The sequence below is a fragment of the Streptomyces gilvosporeus genome, assembly GCF_002082195.1.
Classification (GTDB): Bacteria; Actinomycetota; Actinomycetes; order Streptomycetales; family Streptomycetaceae; genus Streptomyces; species Streptomyces gilvosporeus.
Genome location: NZ_CP020569.1, coordinates 6,876,226 through 6,900,638 on the forward strand (window position 1 = coordinate 6,876,226; position 24,413 = coordinate 6,900,638).

At 70.1% G+C, this 24,413-nt stretch carries 17 protein-coding genes and 2 pseudogenes; 12 read left to right on the forward strand and 7 right to left on the reverse strand.

Annotation, left to right across the window (positions count from 1 at the left end):
- Positions 1–319 precede the first annotated feature (319 nt).
- From B1H19_RS30640 to msrB, 4 genes are all read left to right on the forward strand, one after another.
- Positions 320–1,483 (forward strand): sensor histidine kinase, encoded by a 1,164-nt coding sequence (locus B1H19_RS30640; protein WP_083109970.1) that lies wholly within the window; start codon positions 320–322, stop codon positions 1,481–1,483.
- Positions 1,480–2,121, forward strand: coding sequence for a response regulator (locus B1H19_RS30645; protein WP_083107948.1), 642 nt, complete (start codon positions 1,480–1,482; stop codon positions 2,119–2,121). Before B1H19_RS30640 ends, B1H19_RS30645 begins: the two co-directional genes overlap by 4 nt.
- Positions 2,122–2,233: 112 nt before the next feature.
- The gene (gene murC, locus B1H19_RS30650; RefSeq protein WP_083107949.1) at positions 2,234–3,634 is read left to right on the forward strand and encodes a UDP-N-acetylmuramate--L-alanine ligase; all 1,401 of its coding nucleotides are present in this window, start codon (positions 2,234–2,236) and stop codon (positions 3,632–3,634) included.
- Between the two features lie 15 nt (positions 3,635–3,649).
- Positions 3,650–4,057 carry a peptide-methionine (R)-S-oxide reductase MsrB gene (gene msrB, locus B1H19_RS30655; protein ID WP_083107950.1) on the forward strand — a complete coding sequence of 136 codons (408 nt, stop codon included), beginning with the start codon at positions 3,650–3,652 and terminating at the stop codon, positions 4,055–4,057.
- A gap of 107 nt (positions 4,058–4,164) precedes the next feature.
- Here msrB and B1H19_RS30660 read toward each other — a convergent pair whose 3' ends face one another.
- Positions 4,165–4,854, reverse strand: coding sequence for a response regulator (locus B1H19_RS30660; protein ID WP_083107951.1), 690 nt, complete (start codon positions 4,852–4,854; stop codon positions 4,165–4,167).
- Positions 4,854–6,524 carry an ATP-binding protein gene (locus tag B1H19_RS30665; RefSeq protein ID WP_237289582.1) on the reverse strand — a complete coding sequence of 557 codons (1,671 nt, stop codon included), beginning with the start codon at positions 6,522–6,524 and terminating at the stop codon, positions 4,854–4,856. Before B1H19_RS30665 ends, B1H19_RS30660 begins: the two co-directional genes overlap by 1 nt.
- A gap of 292 nt (positions 6,525–6,816) precedes the next feature.
- Here B1H19_RS30665 and B1H19_RS30670 point away from each other — a divergent pair, with 292 nt between their 5' ends.
- The 4 genes and pseudogenes from B1H19_RS30670 to B1H19_RS30685 form a co-directional block, all read left to right on the forward strand.
- Positions 6,817–7,677, forward strand: a complete 861-nt coding sequence (locus B1H19_RS30670) for an ABC transporter ATP-binding protein (protein ID WP_083107952.1) — start codon at positions 6,817–6,819, stop codon at positions 7,675–7,677.
- The gene (locus B1H19_RS30675; protein WP_083107953.1) at positions 7,674–8,552 is read left to right on the forward strand and encodes an ABC transporter permease; all 879 of its coding nucleotides are present in this window, start codon (positions 7,674–7,676) and stop codon (positions 8,550–8,552) included. Before B1H19_RS30670 ends, B1H19_RS30675 begins: the two co-directional genes overlap by 4 nt.
- A 92-nt stretch (positions 8,553–8,644) precedes the next feature.
- Positions 8,645–9,739 carry an ABC transporter substrate-binding protein gene (locus B1H19_RS30680; protein ID WP_083107954.1) on the forward strand — a complete coding sequence of 365 codons (1,095 nt, stop codon included), beginning with the start codon at positions 8,645–8,647 and terminating at the stop codon, positions 9,737–9,739.
- Positions 9,740–10,639: 900 nt separating this feature from the next.
- A pseudogene (locus B1H19_RS30685) lies at positions 10,640–10,849 on the forward strand (peptide-methionine (R)-S-oxide reductase); the annotation flags it as partial.
- Between the two features lie 303 nt (positions 10,850–11,152).
- Here B1H19_RS30685 and B1H19_RS30690 read toward each other — a convergent pair.
- The gene (locus tag B1H19_RS30690; protein ID WP_083107955.1) at positions 11,153–16,417 is read right to left on the reverse strand and encodes a sacsin N-terminal ATP-binding-like domain-containing protein; all 5,265 of its coding nucleotides are present in this window, start codon (positions 16,415–16,417) and stop codon (positions 11,153–11,155) included.
- Between the two features lie 258 nt (positions 16,418–16,675).
- Between B1H19_RS30690 and B1H19_RS30695 the strand changes: the two are divergent.
- Positions 16,676–16,903 (forward strand): annotated as a pseudogene (locus B1H19_RS30695) (peptide-methionine (R)-S-oxide reductase); the annotation flags it as partial.
- Positions 16,904–16,985: 82 nt separating this feature from the next.
- Positions 16,986–18,005, forward strand: a complete 1,020-nt coding sequence (locus B1H19_RS30700) for a TAXI family TRAP transporter solute-binding subunit (protein WP_237289584.1) — start codon at positions 16,986–16,988, stop codon at positions 18,003–18,005.
- 66 nt (positions 18,006–18,071) lie between these two features.
- Here the strand turns inward: B1H19_RS30700 and B1H19_RS30705 are convergent, their stop codons facing one another.
- From B1H19_RS30705 to B1H19_RS30720, 4 genes are all read right to left on the reverse strand, one after another.
- Entirely contained in the window at positions 18,072–19,457 is a 1,386-nt protein-coding gene (locus B1H19_RS30705) for a sensor histidine kinase (RefSeq protein ID WP_083107957.1), read from the reverse strand.
- A complete protein-coding gene (locus B1H19_RS30710) occupies positions 19,454–20,155 on the reverse strand; it encodes a response regulator transcription factor (RefSeq protein WP_083107958.1) in 702 nt (233 codons plus the stop codon). The genes B1H19_RS30705 and B1H19_RS30710 overlap by 4 nt, the downstream gene beginning before the upstream one ends.
- Positions 20,156–20,267: 112 nt before the next feature.
- Entirely contained in the window at positions 20,268–21,653 is a 1,386-nt protein-coding gene (locus tag B1H19_RS30715; protein WP_083107959.1) for an MFS transporter, read from the reverse strand.
- Positions 21,654–21,873: 220 nt separating this feature from the next.
- Positions 21,874–22,677: an alpha/beta fold hydrolase gene (locus B1H19_RS30720; RefSeq protein ID WP_083107960.1), complete on the reverse strand. Its 804-nt coding sequence runs from the start codon at positions 22,675–22,677 to the stop codon at positions 21,874–21,876.
- Positions 22,678–23,047: 370 nt separating this feature from the next.
- Between B1H19_RS30720 and B1H19_RS30725 the strand changes: the two genes are divergently transcribed.
- Both B1H19_RS30725 and B1H19_RS30730 read left to right on the forward strand, forming a co-directional pair.
- Entirely contained in the window at positions 23,048–23,683 is a 636-nt protein-coding gene (locus B1H19_RS30725; protein ID WP_159028157.1) for a thioesterase II family protein, read from the forward strand.
- Between the two features lie 28 nt (positions 23,684–23,711).
- Positions 23,712–24,362 carry a response regulator transcription factor gene (locus B1H19_RS30730; RefSeq protein WP_083107962.1) on the forward strand — a complete coding sequence of 217 codons (651 nt, stop codon included), beginning with the start codon at positions 23,712–23,714 and terminating at the stop codon, positions 24,360–24,362.
- Positions 24,363–24,413 lie beyond the last annotated feature (51 nt).

A 24,413-nucleotide genomic window follows, 5' to 3' on the forward strand; every position in this document is an offset into this window, starting at 1 on the left:
CCGGCGACTGGAACCACCGTCCCCCGCGACCCCGCCCCGCGTCGTCACACCACGGTTCGGTCCCTCCTGGCCGAAAGCATCGGCCCGTGCTCCCACCATCGACCAGCCGATCCTCCACCTTTCGGTTGATGCCGCAGGTCGCAGCGGCCCTTAGCCTGAAGACGCCGTGACCGAAAAAGCCGTGACCGCCAGCCCCGCGTCCGACGCATCCGCGCCGAACGCCACCGCGTCCGACGGAGCCGGGCCCGGCGAAGCCGACGCCGGGAGCGCCCACTCCCTCACCCCCGTGCTCCGGGTGCTGCGCACCTGCCTCCATCTCATGGTGGCCGCGCTGCTCGCGCTCGCCTGCGTACGGGCGCTCGCCGCGGGCGCCGCCGACGCCCCGGCCGTCCTCGCCACCGCCGTGGCCCTCTTCGCCCTCTACGCCGCCGGCCCCTCGCTGCCCCGTATCCGCACCTCCACCGGCGCCGCCGCCCTGTGGCTGGGCGCCGTGGCGCTGCTGTGGACGGTGCTGCTCGCCCTGACCCCCGACGGCGTCTGGCTGGCCTTCCCGCTCTTCTTCGTCCAGATGCACCTGCTGCCGCTGCGCGCCGCCCTGCCCGCCGTCGCGGCCACCACCGTCATCGCCATCGCCGGATTCGGCTGGCACACCCACACCCTCAGCGTCGGGACGGTCGTCGGCCCGGTGCTCGGCGCGGCCGTCGCGGTCGCCGTCGTCCTGGGCTACGAGGCCCTCTACCGGGAGAGCGAGGCCCGCCGCCGCCTCATCGAGGAGCTGACCGCCGCCCGCAGCGACCTGGCCGCCGCCGAGCACGCCGCCGGTGTCCTCGCCGAGCGCGAACGGCTCGCCCGAGAGATCCACGACACCCTCGCCCAGGGCCTCTCCAGCATCCAGCTGCTGCTCCGGGCCGCCGAGCGCGCCCTGCCCGAGCGGCCCGGTCCCGCCCTCGGCCACATCCGGCAGGCCCGTACGGCCGCCGTCGACAACCTCGCCGAGGCCCGGCGGTTCGTCCGCGCCCTGAGCCCGCCCGACCTGGAGGCCGGCTCCCTGCCCGCCGCCCTCGAACGGCTCTGCGCCACCACCGCCCGCACCTCCGGCCTCGCCGTGCACTGCCACCTCTCCGGTGTCCCCACCGAGCTGCCCACCCCGCACGAGGTCGCCCTGCTGCGCATCGCCCAGTCCGCGCTGGCCAACACCGTCCAGCACGCCGCCGCGGACCGCGTCGAGCTGACCCTCAGCTACATGGACACCGAGGTCGCCCTGGACGTCGTCGACGACGGCGCCGGCTTCGTCCCCTCCCGCCTCCCCGCCCCCGGCTCCGCGGCCGCCTCCGGCACCGGCTTCGGCCTGGCCGCCATGCGCGCCCGGGCCCGCGCCCTGCACGGCACCCTCGCCGTCGAATCCGCCCCCGGAGAGGGCACCGCCATCGCCGTCACCCTGCCCTGCCCCGCAGCGCCCGCCACCCCGGAGGCCGCCTCGTGACCACCACCGAGTCCCCCATCCGGCTGCTGCTCGCCGACGACCACCCCGTCGTACGGGCCGGACTGCGCGCCGTCCTGGAGACCGAGGAGGACTTCGAGGTCGTCGCCGACACCGCCACCGCCGAAGGGGCCGTGGACCTGGCCGCCCGGCTCGACCTCGACGTCGTCCTCATGGACCTCCAGTTCGGCGGCGCCCTGCACGGCGCGCAGGCCACCGCCGAGATCACCGCCCGTGAGGGCGCCCCCCGCGTCCTGGTGCTCACCACTTACGACACCGACGCCGACATCCTCGCCGCCATCGAGGCCGGCGCCACCGGCTATCTCCTCAAGGACGCCCCGCCCGAGGAACTCGCCGCCGCCGTGCGCACCGCCGCCGCCGGGAAGTCCGCCCTGGCGCCCACCATCGCGCTGCGCCTGATGGACCGCATGCGCACCCCCGCCACCGCCCTGTCCCGCCGCGAGACCGAGGTCCTCCAGCTCGTCGCCGACGGCCTGTCCAACGCGCAGATCAGCAAACGGCTCTTCCTCAGTCAGGCGACCGTCAAATCCCACCTTGTCCACATCTACTCCAAGCTGGGCGTCGACTCCCGTACGGCCGCGGTCGCCGCCGCCACCACCCGGGGCCTGATCCGCCGCTGACCGCCCGAATCCGCCGCGAAGCGACCGTGCCGCCCCGCGCTGTCGGTGCCGGGTGCGAGAATCACCCACAGCACGACCGCACGCGACGATGACGATTCAGGGAGACCCACCCATGGCACCCGCCATCCCAGCCTCGATGGACCGGCCGCACTTCATCGGTATCGGCGGAGCCGGCATGTCGGGCATCGCCAAGATCCTCGCGCAGCGCGGCGCCAAGGTGGCGGGCAGCGACGCCAAGGAGTCCGCGACCGCCCAGGCGCTGCGCGACCTCGGCGCCACCGTCCACATCGGCCACGCCGCCGCCCACCTGGCCGCGGACGCCAGCTGCGTCGTCGTCTCCTCCGCCATCCGCCCCGACAATCCCGAGCTCGCCGCCGCCCAGGAGCGCGGCATCCCCGTCGTCCACCGCTCCGACGCCCTCGCCGCCCTGATGGAGGGCCTGCGCCCGATCGCCGTCGCCGGCACCCACGGCAAGACGACCACCACCTCCATGCTGGCCGTCTCCCTCACCTCGCTCGGCCTCAAGCCCTCCTACGCCATCGGCGGCGACCTCGACGCTCCCGGCTCCAACGCCGAGCACGGCGCCGGCCAGATCTTCGTCGCCGAGGCGGACGAAAGCGACCGCAGCTTCCACAAGTACGCGCCCGAGGTCGCCATCGTCCTCAACGTCGAACTGGACCACCACGCCAACTACGCCTCGATGGACGAGATCTACGAGTCCTTCGAGACCTTCGTCGGCCGGATCCGCCCCGGCGGCACCCTCGTCATCTCCGCCGACCACCCTGGCGCCCGCGAGCTGACCGCGAAGATCGCCGGCCGCCACGACATCGAGGTCGTCACCTACGGCGAGTCCAAGGACGCCGACGTCCGCATCCTCCAGATCACCCCGCACGGCCTGACCAGCGACGTCACCGTCACCCTCACCAGCGGCAAGATCCTCACCTTCACGGTCTCCGTCCCCGGCAGCCACTACGCCCACAACGCCGTCGCCGCCCTCGCCGCCGGCGTCGCCCTGGACCTGCCGCCGCACAACCTCTCCGAGGCGCTCGGCAGCTACACCGGCGTCAAGCGCCGCCTCCAGCTCAAGGGCGAGGCCGCCGGCGTCCAGGTCATCGACTCCTACGCCCACCACCCCACCGAGATGACCGCCGACCTCGAGGCCATCCGCGCCGCCGTCGCGGACTCCGCCCGCCTCCTGGTCGTCTTCCAGCCCCATCTCTTCTCGCGCACCCAGGAGCTCGGCAAGGAAATGGGCCAGGCGCTCGCCCTCGCCGACACCTCCGTCGTCCTGGACATCTATCCGGCCCGCGAGGACCCGATCCCCGGTGTCACCAGCGCGCTGATCATCGACGCCGCCCGCGCCGCCGGCGCCGAGGTCACCGCCGAGAGCGACAAGGCGGCCGTCCCGGATGTCATCGCCGGAATGGCCAAGCCCGGTGACCTTGTTCTCACCATGGGCGCGGGCGATGTGACCGACCTCGGCCCCGCCATCCTGACCCGCCTGGCCGGCTGACCCGAGGAGGCCCCGATGCCGTACGACATCGACAAGCCCGACGCCGAGTGGCGCGCCGAGCTCACCCCCGCCGAGTACCACGTCCTGCGCGAGGCCGGCACCGAGCCGGCCTTCACCGGCGAGTACACCGACACCAAAACCACCGGCTGCTACTCCTGCCGCGCCTGCGGCGCCGAACTCTTCCGCTCCGACACCAAATTCGAGAGCCACTGCGGCTGGCCGTCCTTCTACGACCCCAAGGACACCGACGCCGTCGAGCTGCTCGAGGACCACTCCCACGGCATGCACCGCACCGAGGTCCGCTGCGCCCGCTGTGGCTCCCACCTGGGCCATGTCTTCCGCGGCGAGGGGTACCCGACGCCGACGGACCAGCGGTACTGCATCAACTCGATCTCGCTGCGACTGGTGCCGGACGAGGGGTGAGTGGCGGTTCGATGGAGCCCTGTGAATCCGGTGACTCGCGAACTGGTTGAGTTCCGGTTCGACGTGTGCCGCCCGCCGCAGCATTGACCTGGCTTCGGCTGCGCGGTTCAGTGAGCGATGCGGTAGCGGTGTTCGGGACGGCCGTTGGTGCCATAGCGGAGTTCCAGGCGGACCATGCCTTCCTTGACGAGGTAGGAGAGGTAGCGCTGGGCCGTGGCGCGGGAGACGCCGGTCGCCTCGGCGGCCTCGGCGGCCGACAGGTCACTGCGGGCGGAGCGCAGGGCTTGGTGGATCGCGCTGAGCGTGGGCGCGGAGTGGCCCTTGGCGGGGATCCGGGGGACGGCGGGTGGGCGGGCCGCGCTGAACAGGGCGTCCACGTCGGCCTGGTCGGCCGTGGTGGTCCGGCTGAGCGTGTCCACGCGGTCGCGGAGCTGGTGGTAGGCGTCGAGCCGTTCGGCGAGGTCGGCGGAGCCGAACGGCTTGACCAGATAGCCGACGGCACCGAGTTTCATCGCGGCGCGGACGGAGGAGATGTCGTGGTCGGCGGTGATCACGAGGGCGTCGGGGCGGCTTTCGCCCTGGTCCTGGCTGAGCCGGCGCAGGACGTCGAGGCCGTTGCCGTCGGGCAGGAAGATGTCGAGCAGCAGCAGGTCCGGGTGCAAGGTACGGACCGTGGCCAACGCCTCGGCCACGGTCGTCGCCTCGCCGACCACTTCGAAGCCCGGGACCCGGCGCACGTAGTCGCTGTGGATCTGCCCGACCCGGAAGTCGTCGTCCACCACGAGGGTCCGGATCATCACAGGTCACCTCCCATCGGCAACGCCGTCGTGAACAACGCGTCCTGCGGTGCCGGCGTCGGCGCCTGGTCCGGCTGTGGCAGTACGACCGTGAACAACGCGCCCGGGCCTTCGCTGACCGTGATGGTGCCGCCGTGCCGCTGCACCAGCCGGTGCACCAGGGCAAGCCCCAGGCCGCGGTGGGCGGTGCCCCGTTCGGGGCGGGTGGACCAACCGTCCTCGAAGATCGACTGGGAGGAGCCAGGGGGGACGCCCGGACCGCTGTCCGCCACCCGCACGAAGATCAGCTCGTCGCTCTCGGCCAGCGTCAGCCGGATCCTGCGGCCGCCGTCGGCGGACGGTGCCTCGGCGGTCGCGTCGATGGCGTTGTCGAGCAGATTGCCGACGATGGTCAGCAGTCGCCGCAGGTGCGGTGGGTCGTCGCCGAGCGCGGAGTCGTCGGTGAGGACGATCCGCACCCCGCGTTCGGCGGCGACGGTGGTCTTGGCCACGATGAGCCCGACCATCAGCGGGTTTCCGATGTGTCGGCGCACGGCCTCGGTCAGGGCCTGCCCGGAACGGGCCGTCTCGATGGCGTACTCGTACGCGGACTCGTGCTCGCCGATGTCCAGCAGACCGGCCAGGATGTGCATCCGGTTGGTGAACTCGTGCTGCTGGGCTCGCAGGGCGTCGGTCAGTCCGCGCACGGAGTCCAGTTCGCGCAGCAGGCCGATCAGCTCGGTGCGGTCGCGTACGGTGACCACGGCGCCCAGTTCGCGGCCGTGCAGGGTGACCGGCATGCGGTTCACGACGAGACAGTGGTCGTCGGTCAGGACGCTGACGTCGGTGCCGGTCAGGGTGCCGTCCAGGGCACGGCGCAGCCGGCCGTCGGGCAGCACCTCCTCCAGCCTGTGGCCGAGCGCGGTGCCGAGGCCGAGCAGCCGCCGGGCCTCGTCGTTCACGACGGTGATCCTGCCGTCGGGGTCGAAGGCGACCACCCCTTCCCGGATGCCGTGCAACATCGCCTCGCGGTCCTGCAACAGACCGGCGATCTCCTCGAGTTCCAGGCCGAACGTGGTCCGCTTCAGCCGCCGTGCCAGCAGATAGGCCGCCGTCGCGCCGATCGCGGTGGCGATCGTGGCGTACAGCCCGAAGGTGGGCAGCTCGTGCCACAGCTCGCCGAGCACGTCGTGTTCCGGCATGCCCACCGACACCTCGCCGACCAGTGCGCCGGACGGCCCGTACGTGGGGGCCTTGGCGTTGGCGGACCGCCCGGTCGCGCCCTGGTCGGTGCCGACGTGCGCGCGGCCGTCCTTGGCCACGATCGGCTCGGCCACCGGTTCGCCGATCAGGGCCGGGAGGGGATGCGAGTGCCGGATGCCGTGCAGGTCGATCACGACCACGTACGACGCCCCGGAGGCCCGGCGGATCCGTTCGGCGACCGTCTGCACCACGTCGCCGCCGCCCCCGTACTCCATGGCCTGCTTGATCTGCGGCTCCGCGGCCGTGGTCCGGGCGATCGCCAGGGCCCGCTGCTCGTAGGAGCGGTCGAGTTCGGCCCGCTGCGCGAACGCGAACAGGACGAAGCCGATCAGGCCGGTGAGCGCGAGGATGACCAGCTGGTTGGCGAGGATCCGCGTGGAAAGCCTCCGCTTCCCGCCGCGGCCTGCCCGGAAACGGATGGGTGCCACGAGTGCCTCTTCGCTCCGGTGGTGCGACATGCCGGGACGGCCTGTGTGGGGTGCCCGGGTGGCGCGATTGTGCCCCAGAGCCGGGACGCTGCCCACCCTCCGTCCACTGAGTAAAACGAGCAGAAGCCCGCTTTACGCGACTATCGCGAGATAGCTCGGAAACAGCGACGTAACGCGAGGCCGCCTCTAGCGTCTGCCTTCCTCGGCCTGAGAGGAACGCCCGAGGAATCCCACGAGGCAGTCCCCGAGGAATTCCCGAGGAATTCCGAAAGAAGGAAGGAAACGGCCCCACATGGCTTCGCGAAACGATGTCGCGACGAGCCCGGGCGCCGGTGCGGCAGACCTTGCGGACGCGCGCATCGAGATCTCCGGGCTCACCAAGCGATTCCTGACCCCTGCCGGTGAGGTGTTCACGGCGCTGCAAGGCGTTTCGTTCACCGTGGAGCCGGGCCAGTTCTGCGCCGTGGTGGGTCCCACCGGCTGCGGCAAGTCGACGACCCTGAGCATGGTGTCCGGGCTCGACCGGCCCAGCGAGGGCTCGGTCGAGGTCGGCGGCCGTGAGGTGGACGGCATCACCGACGGTGTCAGCTTCATGTTCCAGGCCGACGCACTGTTGCCCTGGAAGACCGTTCTCGGCAACGTGCTGATGGGCCCCGTGTTCCGCGGGGTGCCCAAGCAGCAGGCCCAGGCTTCGGCGCGCGACTGGCTGCGCCGAGTAGGTCTGTCCGGGTTCGAGGACCGCTATCCGCACCAGTTGTCCGGCGGCATGCGCAAGCGCGTGGCGATGGCCGCGGCGCTGATCAACGAACCCAAGATCCTGATCATGGACGAGCCGTTCGGGGCCCTGGACGTGCAGACCAAGGCGATCATGTCGACCGAACTGCTGACCCTGTGGGAGCAAATCCGCCCGTCCGTCATCTTCATCACCCATGACCTGGACGAAGCGGTGGCGCTCGCCGACCGGGTGGTCGTCATGACGTCCAACCCCGGCTCGGTCAAGGCGGTCTTCGACATCGACCTGCCCCGCCCACGCGGCTCGGTCCAGGAGATCCGCTTCCAGCCCCGCTTCATCGAACTCCAGCACCAGATCTGGGACACGCTGCGCGAAGAGGTGGAGCGCGCGTACGCACTCACCGCAGGAGGCAAGGAATGAGTACGACGTCCACTGTTTCCGCGGTCCCCGTCGCCGACGGCGGGAAGGGTCCCGCCGCGAGCGCCGCGCAGCGTGCCGCCCGGCGCCGTGTCGCCCGGGTGTGGGCGGGCCGTGTCGGCCTCGCGGTCTTTGTGATCGGCGGCTGGCAGGCGTTCACCACCTGGGGCATCGTCGACCCGTTCTTCTTCGGGCAGCCGTCGGGCATCTGGCAGCGGCTGATCGACCTCTTCCAGCACGGCACGCAGTTCGGCTCCTTCTACTCCAACATCTGGACAACCCTCCAGGAGGCGCTCGTCGGCTTCGCTGTGGGCTCCCTCACCGGGATCGTCTTCGGCGTCGCGCTCGGGCAGAGCCGCTATCTGTCCGACGTGCTCGGTCCCTACATCAAGATGGTCAACGCGATCCCGCGCATCGTCCTCGGCTCGATCTTCATCGTCGCCTTCGGTATCGGTGTGACCCCGAAGATCCTTCTGGCCGCGGTGTTGGTGTTCTTCATCGTCTTCTTCAACGCTTTCCAGGGTGTGCGCGAGGTCGACCCCAATGTCCTCGCCAACGTCAGGGTGCTCGGCGCCTCCCGGATGCAGATCACCCGGCATGTCATCGTGCCCTCCGCGCTGACCTGGATCATCGCCAGCCTGCACAGCGCCTTCGGCTTCGCCATCGTCGGCGCGCTCGTCGGCGAGGTGCTCGGCGCGCAGAGCGGATTGGGCCTGGTCATCAAGACCGCGCAGAACAACTTCGACCCCAACGGCGTGTTCGCCACGATGCTCGTCATAGCGGTGATCGTCCTCGGCGCGGAGTGGCTGATCGGCAAGCTCGAACACCGGCTGCTCGCTTGGCGCCCGCCGGCTCCCTCCGAGGCGAACGCTCTCTGACTCCCGCTTTCCCCTTGTTCGTAGCCCTTCCCGGGCCCCCGCATCCCCGAAAGCACTCACTCCCCGCATTCCCGAAAGGTGCAGGCCCCGCCATGCTCAAGAGAACCCTCACCGCATCGATCATCACCGTCCTCGCCCTCGGCGCCGCCACCGCGTGTTCCAGCAACTCCGGCAGCTCCGCGTCGTCCGGCTCCGGAGGCTCCGGCGGTACCCCGACCGTCAAGCTCATGGCCGGCGGCCTCGACAAGCAGATCTACCTGCCCTACCAGCTCGCCGAGAACCTCGGCTTCTACAAGAAGTACGGCGTCAAGGTCGAGCTGAGCACCGAGCAGAACGGCGGCGTCGGAGCCGAGGAAGCCATGGCCTCCGGCCAGGTGGACATGGCCGGCGCCTGGTACAACCACACGATCGAGTTCCAGGCGAAGGGGAAGGCGGTCGAGGACGTCGTCCAGTTGTCCGGCGCGCCCGGCGAGCGGGAGATGTGCACCAAGAAGAGCGGCGTGACATCGGCCGCAGACTTCAAGGGCAAAACACTCGGCGTCACCGACTTGGGCTCGGGCACCGACACCCTCACCCAGTTCATGGCGGCGAAGAAGGGCGTCAAGACCGGCCAGTTCCACCGGCTCGCGGTCGGCGCGGGCTCCACGGCCGTCGCCGCGCTGAAGAACGGCAAGGCCGACTGCGTCATGACCACGCAGCCGACGGTCGCCGCGGTCGAGAAGAAGGGCGTCGGCACCTCCGCGATCGACCTGGCCACCACCGACGGCGCCAAGGCGGCGCTGGGCGGCCCGTTCCCGGGCGCGAGCGTCCTCGCCCGCACCGACTGGGTCAACTCGCACAAGGACGCGGTGCAGAAGGTCGTCGACGCGCTCGTGGCCACCATGCACTGGATCAACACGCACAGCGCGGCCGACATAGCGAACAAGCTGCCGGCGTCATACGTGCAGAACCAGCTGGTCACCAAGACCGATTACATCAAGGCGCTGACCGAGGACAAGGGCCAGTTCCTGCCGGATGGCATCATGCCGGCCGGCGGCCCGAAGACCGCACTGGCCACCGAGAAGTTGGTCGGGAGCGTGACCTCGTCGGTGGACCTCGGCAAGACGTTCACCAACGAGTTCGCCCTCAACGCCAACAAGAAGGAAGGCTTCACCACCACCACAACACCGGCCGGTGCCAACGGCTGAGTCCCCTGCGCTCAAGGGCCGCCCGGGCGACCGTCGCCCGGACGGCCCCGTGAGCTGTGCACACTGCGGACCACCCGGTCGACACCGCATCCCTCGCCACGACCCCGGGAACCACCAGGGTCTCCCGGGCCGCGTACGGTGTCTCCACCCTCTCCGTGCTTGCCGGATGCGGCTCCCGGAGGCCGTCGGCGGCGGGCTGGCCGGCTGCTGGAGAAACACCTGCACTCCGGCCAGTGGGCAGGCCATCATGGTCTGGCGCGCAGCGCGCGGTACGGACTTCGTTGGACCGCCGGGTCGGACTCACTGCCACTCATATGCTGCCGGCCGTAACGGACAGCACCAGGGGCAGGGTGGAAGAGACCATGCGCGGCATCACCGAGGCGAATCTGAGGGAGCTGGCCCTGGAGGGGCCCGGCGGGCTGTCCGGCGAGTGCGACTGCCCGTACGGCCGTGAGGGCGGGTGAGCGGCGCGACGACGGCGATCGCCGACTGGTGAATACGTGCTGGATCGAAGGCTAGGACGGGACGTTCCCGCAGGCCATAGCGGAGCCGCCGACATTCCGCTTCAACGTCCAGCACGTTCCCTGGCATCAACGGAGCGATCAGCAAATGCACGGGTCAGGCGGGGTGACCCCCATGAGGGGCCGAACCCGCTGCCGTACCGTTGCTGGATCCGCGCCGGACTCTCCTGAGGCCTCGTCACCTATCTCTTGTCCCTGGTGAGTTCGACGCCGTGGCATGGCCGGCCCGGGTCTGGCGGCGGCGCCTCGCTGCTGAGGTGTGCGCAGCCGTAGCAGCCGACGCCAGGAATCGTGACACGGCGGACAACGACCCGCCGGGTGTGCCGCCGGTCCAGTCGAAACGGGGCCGGGTCGCCGAGGCGCGGGTCGTACCTCATCCGGCTGGCCGAGCTTCTGGGATGCACGCAACTCGGATGCGGTGGAACTTGTGGCCGATCGTTCACACGGGATGGTGCGGACGGAGGTGCGGTGCGCGCGGTGTGGGTCGCATCTCGGGCATGTGTTCGAGGGGGAGGGTTATCCGACCCCGACGGACCAGCGGTACTGCATCAACTCGATCTCGTTGCGATTGGTGCCGGACGAGGGGTGAGCCCCTCCGTGTTCGGTGGGGGCGATCCGCTTGGGCGACGCCGCCAACGGGGTGCTCCGCCTGGGCGGATGGCCCGCGAGCCCCCATACGCCTCGCGGACAGCCCGCCCTCAGCGGGCTCAACTACGCCGCCGCGGTAATGCTGCCAGCACGATGCGGTTCTGCCCGCGGCTGGGGGCGGGCAGAGCGCCGTTGTCGGCCTTCCACCACTTCCTTTTGCGACCCCAGCGCTTGGCGTACTCGAGTGCCGGACTTCTCGTTGTCGCGGTAGGTGAAGCGCCACCATCACGTGGTAGCCGACTCTCTACGGCTCCCGCTTTCCGTGGAGAGGGAAGAAGCGGAGCCGACGGGTCTCGGCCGTCAGCTGGTACAGCGGTCGGCCTTGAGGGCTGAACGGGTTGGGCAGGCAGGTCAGGAGCCGGGCGTCTTCGTCACGGATGTGGGAGATGTAGAGAACGGAGTACGTCTCGTCCAGTGCGAGCTCGCGCGCACGGCGGACCTGGGTAGCACCGAGCTCGAACTCGTAGTCGTCCCGCTCGGATGCCTTGACCTCGAAGTAGTGGCGGGCTTCGGGCAGCGTGATCACGAAGTCGTAGCCGAGACCGTCATCGCCTCGATTGTCGCCGAGCACTGTGTTCCGGAAACCGGAGACCCAACTCTCCTTTGGGGGAACTCCATACCGTTGCCGGAGCCACTCTCCAGCAACCATCTCTCCGGCGAGACCGATCTGTTGAGCGCTCATGCTGTCCGGTGCGGGGGCCGTCGTGCCTCCGGGTCGGAGGGGGTGGCCGACGGCTCGGGCGGGGGATCGGGGCGGCGCCGGGGTGAGGTCGGCTGTCGACCGGATGGAGCCCAGCCGGCGGGCGAAGTCTTCGGCGAAGGCGGGCAGGGCGTCCGCGGCTGTGGGCGGAATGGCTCCGGCCCGCGGACTCTGACCGTGCTGCCGCTGAACCGACATCTCCTTCCCTTCCTCGGATGTACGACGTGCTGCCCTGACGTCCTCGACGGTCCACAGGCCCAGGCGGCGGAGCAGGCGCACTGTGCTCTCCGGCGTGAGCTCCTCGAAGTCGAGTAGGCCATGGGCGGCGAGTGCCCTGATTGCCTGCGACGCGGACGGACGGCGTAGGCCCGGTGTGGGCTCGGGCAGGAGGTCCTGCGAGGCGAAGTGGGCAGTCGGCTCGGCCAGCCATTGGCGGATCTTCTCGCGGTTGTGTCGGCTCAGCTCGGCGACAGGCGGCAGGGGCGGACCGCTCATCGGTACGGACGGTGCGCGCGTGGCGAGCCAGGCGTCGAGGTGCGCGTGCAGAAGGTCGTCGGAGAGGTTCCAGTGCACGTCGAGCCAGGACGGATCTGGGCCCACGGCTGACAGCGCCGCGCAGGTCTCCATGTAGCCCTGAGGGTCTCCGTCCCTCTGATAGCGGAGCACGAAGGCGTCGCGGAGACGATCGGTGAGCCGTGCGCTGTGGCGCTGCATCCAGGACTCGAACTGTCGGGCGTGCCCGTCCGCGTGGTGCAGGAGTTGATAGCCGTGCGCACGCCACCGACTGTTCGCCTCCTGCAGAGTGATCCCCAGGGCGCACAGAGCCCCGTACAGGTCCTCTGAGTCGGCCAGAGCGAGGAGGAGCCCGGCCTGGGCATCGGTGCCCGCCAGCCGGGACACGAGCCAAGTCTCGAGGTCTTGGGCACTTTTGAGCGTATGCCGTTCGACGACGAACTGTTCGGCGACGGCTGCATCTATGCAGGCGAGCAGCGGCATCACGCGGTCCACGGTCGCCTCCGTCACCGCGTATCCGAGGGCCAGATCACGGAGTTCCGCCACGTCCAGTTCTAGGACACTCGCGATGTCCTCGACGGTGACCGCGCGCGGTGCGGGGCATCGGCGCTCCAGGTCGATGAGATGGAGTCGTAGCGAGTCTGCGAGTCCGGGCACGCCGAGCAGATCCGTGATGACGGTGCTCGCAGCCTGCACGGCCGGCCACATGGGGAGGCCCGAACCATCCGCCGCGATCCCGGGGACACTCACGATGTCGGGGCCCATGGGGCTTTTGTGAAGCAGTGCGTGGGCCCGGTCCGATACCGGGGCGGGATGTCCTTCGATGATGGGGGTGACTTGGCGGGCGATCGTGAGTGTGGCCGCGCTGAGTGTCTCCATGACCTCTGCGAACTGCAGTTGCCCCGGTTGGGGGTGCAGCTCAAGGAGCCCTGCCACGGCCACGGGGAGCCACGGCCCGACCGCGTCGAGCAGACCCTGCTGCACGGCCCGGTCGAATGACTCACCGTCGACGATCAGCTCGACGTTGGCGCTGCTGGCCGGCCGGAGAGAGGTCCCTCCGTGCCGGGTCAGGTACTTCTGGACCTTGGCCGCCAGACCGGTTCGACGCAGCGGCAGCACGGCCGCCCGGGTCTGCTCCAGCAGGCCGTGGACTGCGGCCCCCCGACCATCGCGTACGTAGATGCCCTCGGGACCGTTTGCGGGCAGGACACCCAGTACGCCCGACCGCTGGACGAGGACGTCCAAGGTCTTGGGGCCGGCTGGAGACTCGGCACTGCTGGTTGGCAGCAGATCCGCCCAGGCAACTTCGTACGCCTTTCGGACTGCGGACGCGTGCCGAGCGTGCCGTACGGCCGGTGTGTCACGCACCAGATCGACGAGGTATTGCACCCGGTCCGCAGCAGACGCGGGATCTTTCCAGTTCCTGACGCCCAGCGTCCCGAGGCGTACCTGGACTCGTTCGTCGATGTGGCGGTTCACGCGGGCGGGCTGGGTCGGCAGGAAGTCAGGGGCACGGTCCTGGGCCGGTACTAGCCACGCCTCGTCCGGCCGGCGGAAGGTCGCGGTGGAGCGGTTGTCGGGGACGGTCTGCGGAAACCAGGCGGCCTTGGAGAGGAATCCGACCAGAGGAGACGGCCAGGTGATCGTGCAACTGCCCGAGCGAAACTCCGCGGAATATGTGGGCCAGGTCTGCAGGCCGTGCAGGACGAGTTCGGCATACAGCTCCCGGCCGGTGTCACCGAGGCCGTCGAAGATCTCCTGGCCCGGGATGCGGTGCAGGCTCTCACACTCGTACGAGAGATGGGGACTCGGTCTTGTGGGGGATGCCGTGCGGTCGGCCGCGGCGATCCACTGCCGGAATTCCTCCTGGTGCAGCCCCCAGCCGGACTCCCACGGCATCATCAGCGGCCTGGCCAGATGCCGGCCCAGCACCCGGATGCTCACCGGGACGGACTGCAGGGGTAACCCGTGCTGGATGCCGCACTGCTCCAGGAAGCGCTGCAGCTGAGCGGCGGGTGCCTCGGGTAACACCTCGGCGGGGGAGAGCAGGAGACGGCGGCTTACGTCGTCGAGGGAGGGGCAGCGAGTGTCGGAACGCTGTAGAAACTCTGTCAGTACGGCATCGATCCTGCTGCCGGCTGGGTCCGGCCACTCCTCGCCGAACACGGCCTCATGTGTGGGGAGCCAGCCCCCCACCGTGGGTACCAGCAGGTGCGCCGTGATGGCGGTGCCGTCGGCCGTCGTGCTGCCGCTCCATGTCTGGAAGGCCGCCGCGAGGCACGCGTGGAGCTGATGCTCCTCGCCACCGGCTGCCGTCATGGCATGAGCGATGAGTTCCAGGACGGTCTCGGTGCAGTAGCGCTGTACCAGCCCGTTGCCCTCCAGCCACTTTCTGCCTTCGGTAGGCCGGTTCGTCGTGACGAGGGTGAGGGCAATGCCGGGGTGGAGAAAGACGATGTGCCGGTTCAGTGCCGGAGGCAGCGCACGGGGGTGCCCCGTCCCGTGTGTGCCGGGGAGGGGTTCGGGCGCGAAGAAGACGTTGCCGTTGTCAGTGGAGGGGCGGACCAGCGCACCCTCGTGGGTGAGGAGCAGGGTACGGTCCAGGCACTGCTCGGCGGAGACGGTCCTTGCGAGATCGTCGTAGAACTCACCCCAAGCCTGACCGGATGCATTGTCAGCGGCCAGCGCCGCTGCACACCGTTCCGCCCAAGAGGCGAGGGTTGAGGGAGCCGGCCGCAGTGCACGCTTCCGGTACACGGCCAGCTTCTCCAGGCGGTCCAGTCGCCGTGGTCCGATGGCTTGATGGTCCACCAGGTCAGGTACGCCGGTAAGTGCGGCGGCTGCGGGAGTGAAGCGTGTGCACTGCTGAGGCTTCCAAACCTGGGCCCGTCCCAGACAGGTGCGGCCCAGCCGAGGGTGAAGCACCGGGATGAAGGGGATGGTGTCGAGGTCGGTGCCGATTCGTGCGAAGGCTGCCGCCAGCCGGGGAATGTCGTTGGTGTACCAGCTGACGAGGTCCAGCAGGGCGCCGTCGGGGAGGGAGAGCTGATTGGCTGCGGCCAGTTGCGCGACGTGGGCGCATGCGGTCGCGGCCTGGTCGAGGAGCCTGCTGTTCCACGGCATGTCCCGGTTGAGGGAGCGGCGGTCCAGGCCTGCGAAGAAGGGGGCGTTGAGGTACCCCGCAAATGGCGCCTTTGCGCCTGCCCCCATGGGTAGAAAGGTGTACATCCTGGTCGCGGTAATCGTCTCGTCCATCGATACGGCGACGTTGACGGCGGCATCGCCGTGCCATTCTTCCCATGTCGCGCCCATGCTGCGTTCCGTACGGCTCTCAGCGATGGCACGACCGACCGAAGCCTCGTCGATCCGGCTGGTCACCATGAGAAGGCGTGGTCCACGGCTGAGGCGTACTTCCTGGACACGCAGGTCGTCGAGGACAAGGAGATCGGTCGCCTTCCGGCTGTATTCCCTCCGCGCCTCGGTGCCTCCGCTCTCGTCCACGAGGGCCACGGCGCCGAGCCGCTCGAGGAAAAGCTCGAAGGGCGGCACGTTCTGGTCACTCATCTCCCGTAGCTGCCGCACGACCTCCTCCCGGGCTTCTGCCGAGCGCAGCGGCAGCCGGATGACGGTGGAGAACCCCTCGGTGGCGTAGGCCGACACACGGGCGGGGACGTCGTGCAGACAGACAGGGACCTGCAGGGAAGAGACATTGGCCCGAAGCTCATCCGCGAAGCCCGGGCGGTCGGGGGCGACCAGAGCGGCGAGGTCGTCGAAGTCCGAAGGCCGGGCGAAGCGGAAGCAGTAGCCGTCGAAGCGGCCGGAACCTGGAGTCGCCCTGCTGTAGATCTCCGGGGCGTCCGTCAGATGTAGAACGCTCTTGAACCCCACCCCCTTGTGCCCGATGCCCTCGCTAGGGCTCTTGCTCGACCGGGCGACACGGCAAAGCGCCGTGAAGTTGTCGTCGTTCAGCGGAGACCCGCCGTTAGTCGCGTAAAAGACGCCGTGATCCCCTTCGTCAGGGTGCAGCGCCAGCTCCACACGACCGTCACTGCGGTCACGGGGGTGGGCGTCGTGACCGTTCTGCAGCAGCTCGACCAGGGCCCGGCCGCGATAGTCCGGGGCAATGGTGCTCTCGGTGATTTCCTTGAGCTGACGCGTGAGCGGCTGGCCGTGCTCGGCTCCGGCAAGGTAGACGTGAGCGATGCTGGTCGCTTCCGCCAGGATGCGCTGTCTCCAGCGTGGAACATCTGCGGGCTGTACCTCGTTGCCGCAGCCAGCAGGGCTTACCCAGACCATGATCCCCCAGATCCTCGGTGGCCCCTGCCTTGCTGCGCCAGATCTCAAAGAGTGCGCAGATGTTGCCACCGCCAGTCGCTGTGGCTCAGAGACGGCCGCGTCTTGCTACCTGCGGTAGCGGGCTTCTACACGCTGAGTCAGGATACTGGATGAGACCACTGGATTTCATCGCATAGTGGAAATGGGGGGGGCGGAGCGCTCGGATATCTGCTCGACACTTCCTGGCTGCGGATGCTGCGCGAGTAGCGTGAATCCACGAACCATGGCGGCTGGCCGTCCTTCTACGACCCCAAGGACGCCGACGCCGTCGAGCTGCTCGAGGACCACTCCCACGGCATGCACCGCACCGAGGTCCGCTGCGCCCGCTGGGGCTCCCACCTGGGCCATGTCTTCCGCGGCGAGGGGTGCCCGACGCCGACGGACCAGCGGTACTGCATCAACTCGATCTCGCTGCGGCTGATTCCCGACGAGACCGACCCGGCGTGAACAAGGAGCAGTGAGCACGCAGCCGCCGGACGCTTGCCGGAGCCATGGTCGTCCCGTGCGGTCCCGGGCTACACTCCCGCCCGTGACCAGCGCAGATGCGGGGTGGGCGACGGCACCCGGGGCGCGGGCCGGCGCGGAGCCGGGGGGCGGACTCGGCCGCCGGAGCGTGCTGGGGCTCGGTGTCGGTGGACTGGCCGCCCTCCTGGCCGGATGTGCGTCGCAGTCCGGTCCCGTGCGGCGGCTGCGGTGTGCCACGGGCCCGCAGGGTGGGCCGTACCACGCCTTCGGTCGGGCGTTGGCCGAGGCCGTCACTGCCGGCGATCACCGGCTGGAGATCGTCCCCGTGGGTACCTCGGCGAGTGTCGACAACCTGCGCCGGCTGGACCGGCGGTCGGTGGAGCTCGCGCTGGCGATGGCGGACGTCGCCGAGGACGCGGTGCACGGCCGGGCGGAATTCTCCCGGCCGATTCCGGTCAGGGCACTGGCCCGGGTCTATGTGAACTACACCCACTTCGTCGTCCCCGCGCACGGCCCGGTCCGAACGGTCCGGGCACTCGCCGGGCGCCCGGTCGCCACGGGAGCGGACGGTTCGGGCGTTCAGGTGCTGGCGGGCCGGTTGTTGCGGGTGGCCGGACTGACCGGCGACCGGGCCGTGCGCGCGCAACGGCTCGGCCTCGCCGCTTCGGTGCGGGCCCTGCGCACCGGCACCGTCGATGCGCTGATCTGGTCCGGCGGCGTGCCGACGCCCGCACTGTCGGAACTCGCACGTGTCGTGCCGTTGCGCTTTCTGCCGCTGGACGGCTTCGTGGGGCCGCTGCGCGAGCGTTACGGCCCGGTGTACTCGGCGGTTACGCTTCCGGCCGGGGCGTACGGGCTGGGGGAGCCGGTGGGCACGATCGGTGTCGGCAACTACCTGCTGGCGCGGGCCGATGTGCCGGAACCTGCGGTGCGCGAACTGCTCCAGGTCGTCTTCGCCCGGTGGCGCGACCTGCTGCGGGACGTGACGGCGGGGGCGCGGCTGGAGCCCCGCTTCGCCATCTCCACCGGCGGGGTGCCGCTCCACCCCGGTGCGGTCGACTACTACCGCTCCGCCTACGGCTGACCGGCAACCGCACCAAGCGGCGGGACGGTTGACCGGCAACCGCACCAGGCAGCCGGAAGGCGGCGATCACCGCCTCGCCTCGCTCTCCGGCAACAGCAGTTCCACCGCGAGGCCCCGCGGCGTGTTGTGGCCGATGGTGAGCCGGCCGCCGCTGAGGCGTGCGATCTCGTCGGCGATGGCCAGGCCCAGCCCGCTGCCGGGCACGTTCTGGTGCTGCGCGCCGCGCACGAAACGCCGCATCAGGGTGGGCAGTTGGTCCGCTGGCACCCCGGGTCCGTCATCGGCGACACGGACGACGACGGTGCCGTCCCGAAGCGTGGCGTGCACCTCGACCCGGCTGCCGGGCGGGAGGAACTTGGCGGCGTTGTCGAGCAGCGCGTCCAGCACGCGGCCCACCGCATCGGGCAGCACCCGCCCCCGCAGGCCGTCCTCGACGTCCGCGGTCAGCTCGATACCGGTCTTGCGGAAGACGGACTCCCAGGCCGTCGCCCGCTCCCGCACCTCTGCCGACAGGTCCTGGTCGGTCAGTGCCGCGCTGCCCGACTCCACCCGGGCCAGCGCGAGCAGTCCGTCGAGCAGTTCCCCCAACCGTTCGGTCTCGTCGAGCGCGCGGGCGAACTCGGCCCGGCCCGGGCCGGGACCCAGGTGCGGCTCGATGTTCTCCAACTGGAGCACCAGGGTCGCCAGAGGGTTGCGCAGCTGGTGGGAGGCGTCGGCGACGAAGTCACGCTGGCGTCCCACGGAGTCGGCCACCGCCTCCGCCATGCTGTTGAAGTGCCGCCGCAGTCGGCGCAGTTCCGGCGGCCCGGTGTCGGAGGCGGCCCGCGCCTGGAGGCTGCCGGCGGCCAGTTTCTCGACGGCCCGGTCCAGATCACGCACCGGGCGCATCAGCCACCGGGTGATCCCCACCGCGACCAGGGCAGCCGTGACGAAGGCGGCGAGCGCGCCCGCCGCGATGAGGGCGGAGCGGACGGTCACGTCCCGTCGCGCCGCATCGGTGGGGGCGGCCAGAACCACCGCTCCGCTCACCCGCTCGTCCTGGCCCACCGGCTCGGCCAGCACCACGGTGGACGGGCCCCAAGCCCAGATCGTCGGCAACTGTGCCGTGGGGCGGCCGGTCAGGGCCCCGCTCCCCGCGTCCACCGCCCCGGCAGCGGCCTTCGCCGCAGCGCCCCGCCCGGCCCGGGCGACCGGGTGTCCTGCGGCGTCCTCCACCAGTACCGCGGCCCCGTACAGCTCGGCGTACCGGTCGATCTCGGCGGACAGCTCGGCCCGGTCGGTCGGCGTCCGCAACCGGTCCGCGAGATCGGCGAAGCGCGCCGCGTCGGCTCTTCGCTGGAGCAGCAGATGCTCGGTCCGGCTCTGTGCGAGGCTGCCGGCCAGGGGGACGGAGAGCAGCAGCACCGCCACTCCCATGAGCACGATCAGCACGGCCAGCAGCCGGCGCCTCATGGGCCGTCCTCCCGGCCCCCGTCACCCAGCTGGTAGCCGAATCCGCGGACCGTGCGGATCAGGCCCGGCCGACCCGTCTTGGCGCGGACGCCCGCGACATGGACGTCCAGCGACCGTGAGGCGGTCAGGAAGACATCGCCCCAGATGCGGTCCAGGATCTCCTCCCGCGAGTGCACCTCGCCCGGCCGCGCGGCCAGAAACGCCAGCACGTCGTACTCCCGGCGGGGCAGCCGCACCTCCGCCCCCGCCACCGTGACCGTACGGGCCCCCAGGTCGATCTCGACATCACCGGTGCGGACCGGCCCGCCGGTGTCGCCGTCCCCCGCGTTCCGGCCGCCGGAGGGTACGTCCGTGCGCCGGCGTACGGCATCGATGCGCGCCATCAGCTCCGCGGTCCGGAACGGTTTGATCACGTAGTCGTCGGCGCCCGCGCGCAGGCCCTGCACGATGTCGCGCTCCCCGCAGCGGGCGGTGACCACGATCAGGGGCGCGGCGCAGACGGCGCGCAGCCGCCGCAGCAGCTCAAGGCCGTCCAGGTCCGGCAGGCCGAGGTCGAGCAGGACGAACTCGGCCTCGTGCGCATGCTGGAGCGCGTCCGAGGCCCGGCCGACCCTGCGGACGGTGTGGCCGCGCTGAGCGAGGGCGATGCCGAGGGCGTGGGCCATGCGGTCGTCGTCCTCGACCAGAAGTGCATGCATGCGGGCCTACCCCTGTCGTACCCCTGTCACCTGGGACAGTGTGCCCTCTGGCATACGACATCGGCAGCCTCTGGGAAAGAGGCTGCCGATGTGCCCGGGCCGCGGCGAAAGATCAGCTGCCGGCTTCCAGCGGGGCGCCCGGCACGACGGCCGATGCGGACGCCGCCTCGGAGGCCGTCTCGCTCCGGCTGAGCGCGGCGTCCCGGGTGTCCGGCATCAGGACGTACGTCACCAGGGAGACCAGCGCGCACCCGGACACGTACCAGAAGAACATGGTCTCGTGGCCCGCGTCCTTGAACCACAGCGCCACGTATTCCGCCGTACCGCCGAAGAGCGCGTTGGCGATCCCGTAGGGCAGCGCCACGCCCAGCGCGCGCACCCCGGTGGGGAAGAGCTCCGCCTTCACGGCCGCGTTGATCGAGGTGTACCCGGTGACGATCACCAGGGCGATCAGCGACAGCCCCAGCGCCGACCAGTACGACGACGCCGACCGCAGCGCGATCATGATCGGGTAGGTGCCGACCGTGCAGCCGAACGCGAAGGTGATCAGCAGCGGACGGCGGCCGATGCGGTCCGACAGCGCCCCCGCGAACGGCTGGAGCACGGCGAAGACCACCAGCGAGGTGAAGCTGACCAGCGTCGCGGTGGACTTGGGCAGGCCCGCACTGCCGATCAGGTACTTGGTCAGGTACGTCGTGTACGTGTAATAGGCCACCGTGCCACCGAGGGTGAGCGCCATGACCAGGCACGCCTGACGGCGGTGCGCCCACAACGCCTTCAGGGTGCCGCGGGTGTCGTCCTTCGAGGCGCCGGCCGCCGACACCTCGGTGAATGCCTCGGTCTCCTGCAAGCGCCGCCGCAGCCAGAAGACCACCACCGCGAAGAACGCCCCCAGCACGAACGGGATCCGCCAACCCCAGCTCGACAGCTGGTCCTTGCTGAGGGTGTGCTGCAGGGTGATGAGAATGCCCAGACCGAGCAGTTGGCCGCAGGTCATCGACACGTACTGCAGGGACGAGCCCAGCCCCCGGCGACCGCGGGCCGACGCCTCGGTCAGATAGGTGGCGCTCGCGGCGTACTCACCACCGATGCTCATCCCCTGCAACAGCCGCGCCAGCAGCAGGACCAGCGCACCGAAGTAGCCGGCCTGCCCGTAGGTGGGCGCAACGGCGATGAGCAGTGCCGCGACCGACATCATGGCGACGGTGAGGGTGAGCGCGCTCTTGCGTCCGTGGCGGTCCGCGGCACGTCCGAGGATCCAGCCTCCGACCGGCCGCATCAGGAACCCGACGGCGAAGATCCCCGCCGTGTTCATCAGCTGCGCGGTCGGGTTCTCCCCCGGGAAGAACGAGTCGGCGAAGTAGATCGCAAAGGTGGCGTAGACGAACCAGTCGTACCACTCGACGAGATTGCCGAGCGACCCGCCGACCAGAGCGAGACGGCGCTTCGCGCGCTCGCCGCCCGGCGGTGTTCCGCGCGTTCCGGCAGACAGTGACATGGCGGCTCCTGACCGAAAGACCCCTGGTGAGAGGGGTGATGACGTGCCCAGAGCATGCGTGCGCCGGTGCGGCGGAACAAGACGTCGCCACCAGATCTAACATCCCGCTAAGAAAGGGGACGGGGACGGTCGTCCCGCCGCCGACATCGCCTTGCTGATCGCCCGCACCCATGCGCCGGGAGCCGACCGGGTGGCGCACTGGGACGTGCCCTCCGACGGGTCAGGTGCAGTGGGGCGTGAAGGCGGGGTCCGCGGGGCCGCTGCGGCCGAGGGCGTTGAGGACCCACTGGGCGACGACCGGATCGTTGGGGCTCTGGTCGTGTTCGAAGGTGTCCAGGGGGCAGCGGTCCTGGAGCGTGACGTTGGTGACGCGCTGCGCCGGTCCGTCGAGGAAGGCGCTGGTGTACGGGGTCACGACCTCGTCGTGCGTGGTGGTGATCACGGTGTAGTCGGGGCCCGGCACCGTGTCCCCGTTCGCATTGAGGTGGGTCAGGAACGGCGAGCCGGCCATCTGCTCGGTGCAGGCGTCGCAGCCGGCATATCCGGTCGGGATGGTCAGGGGGTTGGTCGTGCCGTGGTTCGAGGGGACGATTCCCACCAGTTCGTCCACTTTGGTGGCACCTCCGAGGAAGTCGAGGTAGTAGCGGGGCATCATTCCGCCCTGGCTGTGACCGACCAGATCGACCTTCTTGGCGCCGGTCGCGCCCAGTACGGAGTCGACGAACGTGTGGAGTTCCTGGGCCGAGTCGGCGATGTGGGCGGTGGCGTCGTTGCCGTAGTTGAGCGCGAAGACGCAGTACCCGGCGTCCTTGATCTGCGGCGACAGGACCGACCAGTTCTTGGCCATGTTCTCGAAGGTGCCGTGGACCAGCACGACGGGATAGGGGTGCGCGGCGGACGGCTTGCACGTCCAGTCGTTCGCGCCGGGCGGCGAGATGTCGTCGGCCTGTGCGGGGCCGGCGGCGAAACCGAAGAAGGTGCAGGTGGCCACTACCAGGGCCAGGGGGAGGGTCCTCAGACGCATGGCGTTCCTTTCGCGGACCGCGCAGGAGGAGCCCGCGTGGCCACTGGGTGCCGACTGCGCACGGAGCCTTGAAGCGGCGGCTCGGCTCCGTGCGCAGTGACGACAACGTGTCCCCTGTTCGGCAATGTCGAACAGTAAGCGGGATTCTGGATTCCGCTTACTGGCGCGTCAACCCTCTGGACACCTCATTGGGACGCTGAACACACACGCTCGGCAGTCGTGCCTAGCCCGACCGCCGAGGGACGGCGACCCCTGTCGGCCCCAAACCTCCGGCACGGACAGTAGGGGTGGAGTTTTGTCCACCCAAGGGTGGGCAAAACTCCACCTCGGCAACTGACGCCGTGATCGTCCCTACTCCGTATCGTCGGCCGTGAGCTACCAGCGCGAACCGGCGGGAGAGTGGAACGTGTGGATGTGTGAACCGATTGCCGACCGCGATGTCGAGCTGATCAGGATCGCCGGGCCGATGCAGCCGGCGGCCTTCCGGCTGGCGTGTTTTCCGCATGCGGCGGACTCCTCGGGGGCGTTATGGCACCTGGCGCGGCAACTGCTGCCGTCGGTCGAGGTGTTGGCCGTCCGGTACCCGCGTCATGACGTGCGGGACGCGGACGGGACCATGGGCGACCTCGATGAGGTGGTGAGCGAGAGCGTGCGGCTGCTCCGCGGCTGGACCGATCTGCCCCTCGCGCTCTTCGGGCACCGCAGCGGCGGTGAAATCGCGCTACGGGTGGCGGGCCGGCTTGAGCAGGAGACGGACATCGCGCCGCGGTGCACGTTCGTGGCCAACTGGGGGGCATCGCCCAAGTTCGAGACCGTGCGGCTGCGTTCGCCGGTCGTCGCGCTGGCCGGCGCGACGGATGTCCCCGCCCAGCCGCAGTGGCGGGCCTGCACACGGGACCGGTTCGAGGTCGAAGCCTGGGTCGACGGTGGGCGGTTGCTCGAAAACCGCTGTGCGGACATCGTGAACCTGATACACGATCAGCTGATCTCGACGCCGATTGAATGAGGCCCACCCGGCAGGGGAAACTGGCACCGTGACCAGACAAGCCAGCATCCGGGTGATCGTCGCCGACGACCAGGCGGCGGTACGCGAAGGGCTCGTTCTCCTCCTGGGGACGATGCCGGGCATCACCGTCGTGGCCGAGGCGGCCGACGGCGAGCAAGCGGTGGCCCTGGTCGCCGAACACCGCCCGGACGTCGTCCTGATGGACCTGGGCATGCCGCATGTCACCGGTGTGGAGGCCACCCGGCGGGTGCGGCAGGACCACCCGGACACCCAGGTCGTCGTCCTCACCACCTACGCCTCCGAAGACCTGGCCCTGGAGGCGCTGCACGCCGGTGCGCTCGGCTACCTCACCAAGTCCGCCACCAAGGACGCGATCGCCCGTGCGATCATCGCGGCCGCCGACGGCCAGGCGCTGCTGGATCCCGGCGTGCAGCGCACCCTGGTCCAGGCGGCGACCCGCAGCCAGCCGGCCCCGGCACCTGCCGACCGGCTCACCGCACGCGAGATCGATGTGCTCAAGTTGGTCGCCGCCGGGCTCGGAAACCGCGAAATCTCCCGGCATCTGTTCATCAGCGAACCCACCGTCAAGACGCATATCAACCGGATCTTCGCCAAGACCGGAAGCAAGGACCGCGCGCAGGCAATTCAATATGCGCGCCAGCACCGCTACACGGAGTGAGGCGGAGCGCGGTAATGAGGAATTCGCATTCCCCCCGACAATTCCCGCACG

Excerpts from the sequence above, each read along its gene's own strand:
- B1H19_RS30640 (WP_083109970.1), top strand. The coding sequence starts at position 320 with ATGGTGGCCGCGCTGCTCGCGCTCGCCTGCGTACGGGCGCTCGCCGCG.
- murC (WP_083107949.1), top strand. The coding sequence starts at position 2,234 with ATGGCACCCGCCATCCCAGCCTCGATGGACCGGCCGCACTTCATCGGT.
- msrB (WP_083107950.1), top strand. The coding sequence starts at position 3,650 with ATGCCGTACGACATCGACAAGCCCGACGCCGAGTGGCGCGCCGAGCTC.
- B1H19_RS30660 (WP_083107951.1), bottom strand. The coding sequence starts at position 4,854 with ATGATCCGGACCCTCGTGGTGGACGACGACTTCCGGGTCGGGCAGATC.
- B1H19_RS30670 (WP_083107952.1), top strand. The coding sequence starts at position 6,817 with ATGGCTTCGCGAAACGATGTCGCGACGAGCCCGGGCGCCGGTGCGGCA.
- B1H19_RS30675 (WP_083107953.1), top strand. The coding sequence starts at position 7,674 with ATGAGTACGACGTCCACTGTTTCCGCGGTCCCCGTCGCCGACGGCGGG.
- B1H19_RS30680 (WP_083107954.1), top strand. The coding sequence starts at position 8,645 with ATGCTCAAGAGAACCCTCACCGCATCGATCATCACCGTCCTCGCCCTC.
- B1H19_RS30690 (WP_083107955.1), bottom strand. The coding sequence starts at position 16,417 with ATGGTCTGGGTAAGCCCTGCTGGCTGCGGCAACGAGGTACAGCCCGCA.
- B1H19_RS30705 (WP_083107957.1), bottom strand. The coding sequence starts at position 19,457 with ATGAGGCGCCGGCTGCTGGCCGTGCTGATCGTGCTCATGGGAGTGGCG.
- B1H19_RS30710 (WP_083107958.1), bottom strand. The coding sequence starts at position 20,155 with ATGCATGCACTTCTGGTCGAGGACGACGACCGCATGGCCCACGCCCTC.
- B1H19_RS30715 (WP_083107959.1), bottom strand. The coding sequence starts at position 21,653 with ATGTCACTGTCTGCCGGAACGCGCGGAACACCGCCGGGCGGCGAGCGC.
- B1H19_RS30720 (WP_083107960.1), bottom strand. The coding sequence starts at position 22,677 with ATGCGTCTGAGGACCCTCCCCCTGGCCCTGGTAGTGGCCACCTGCACC.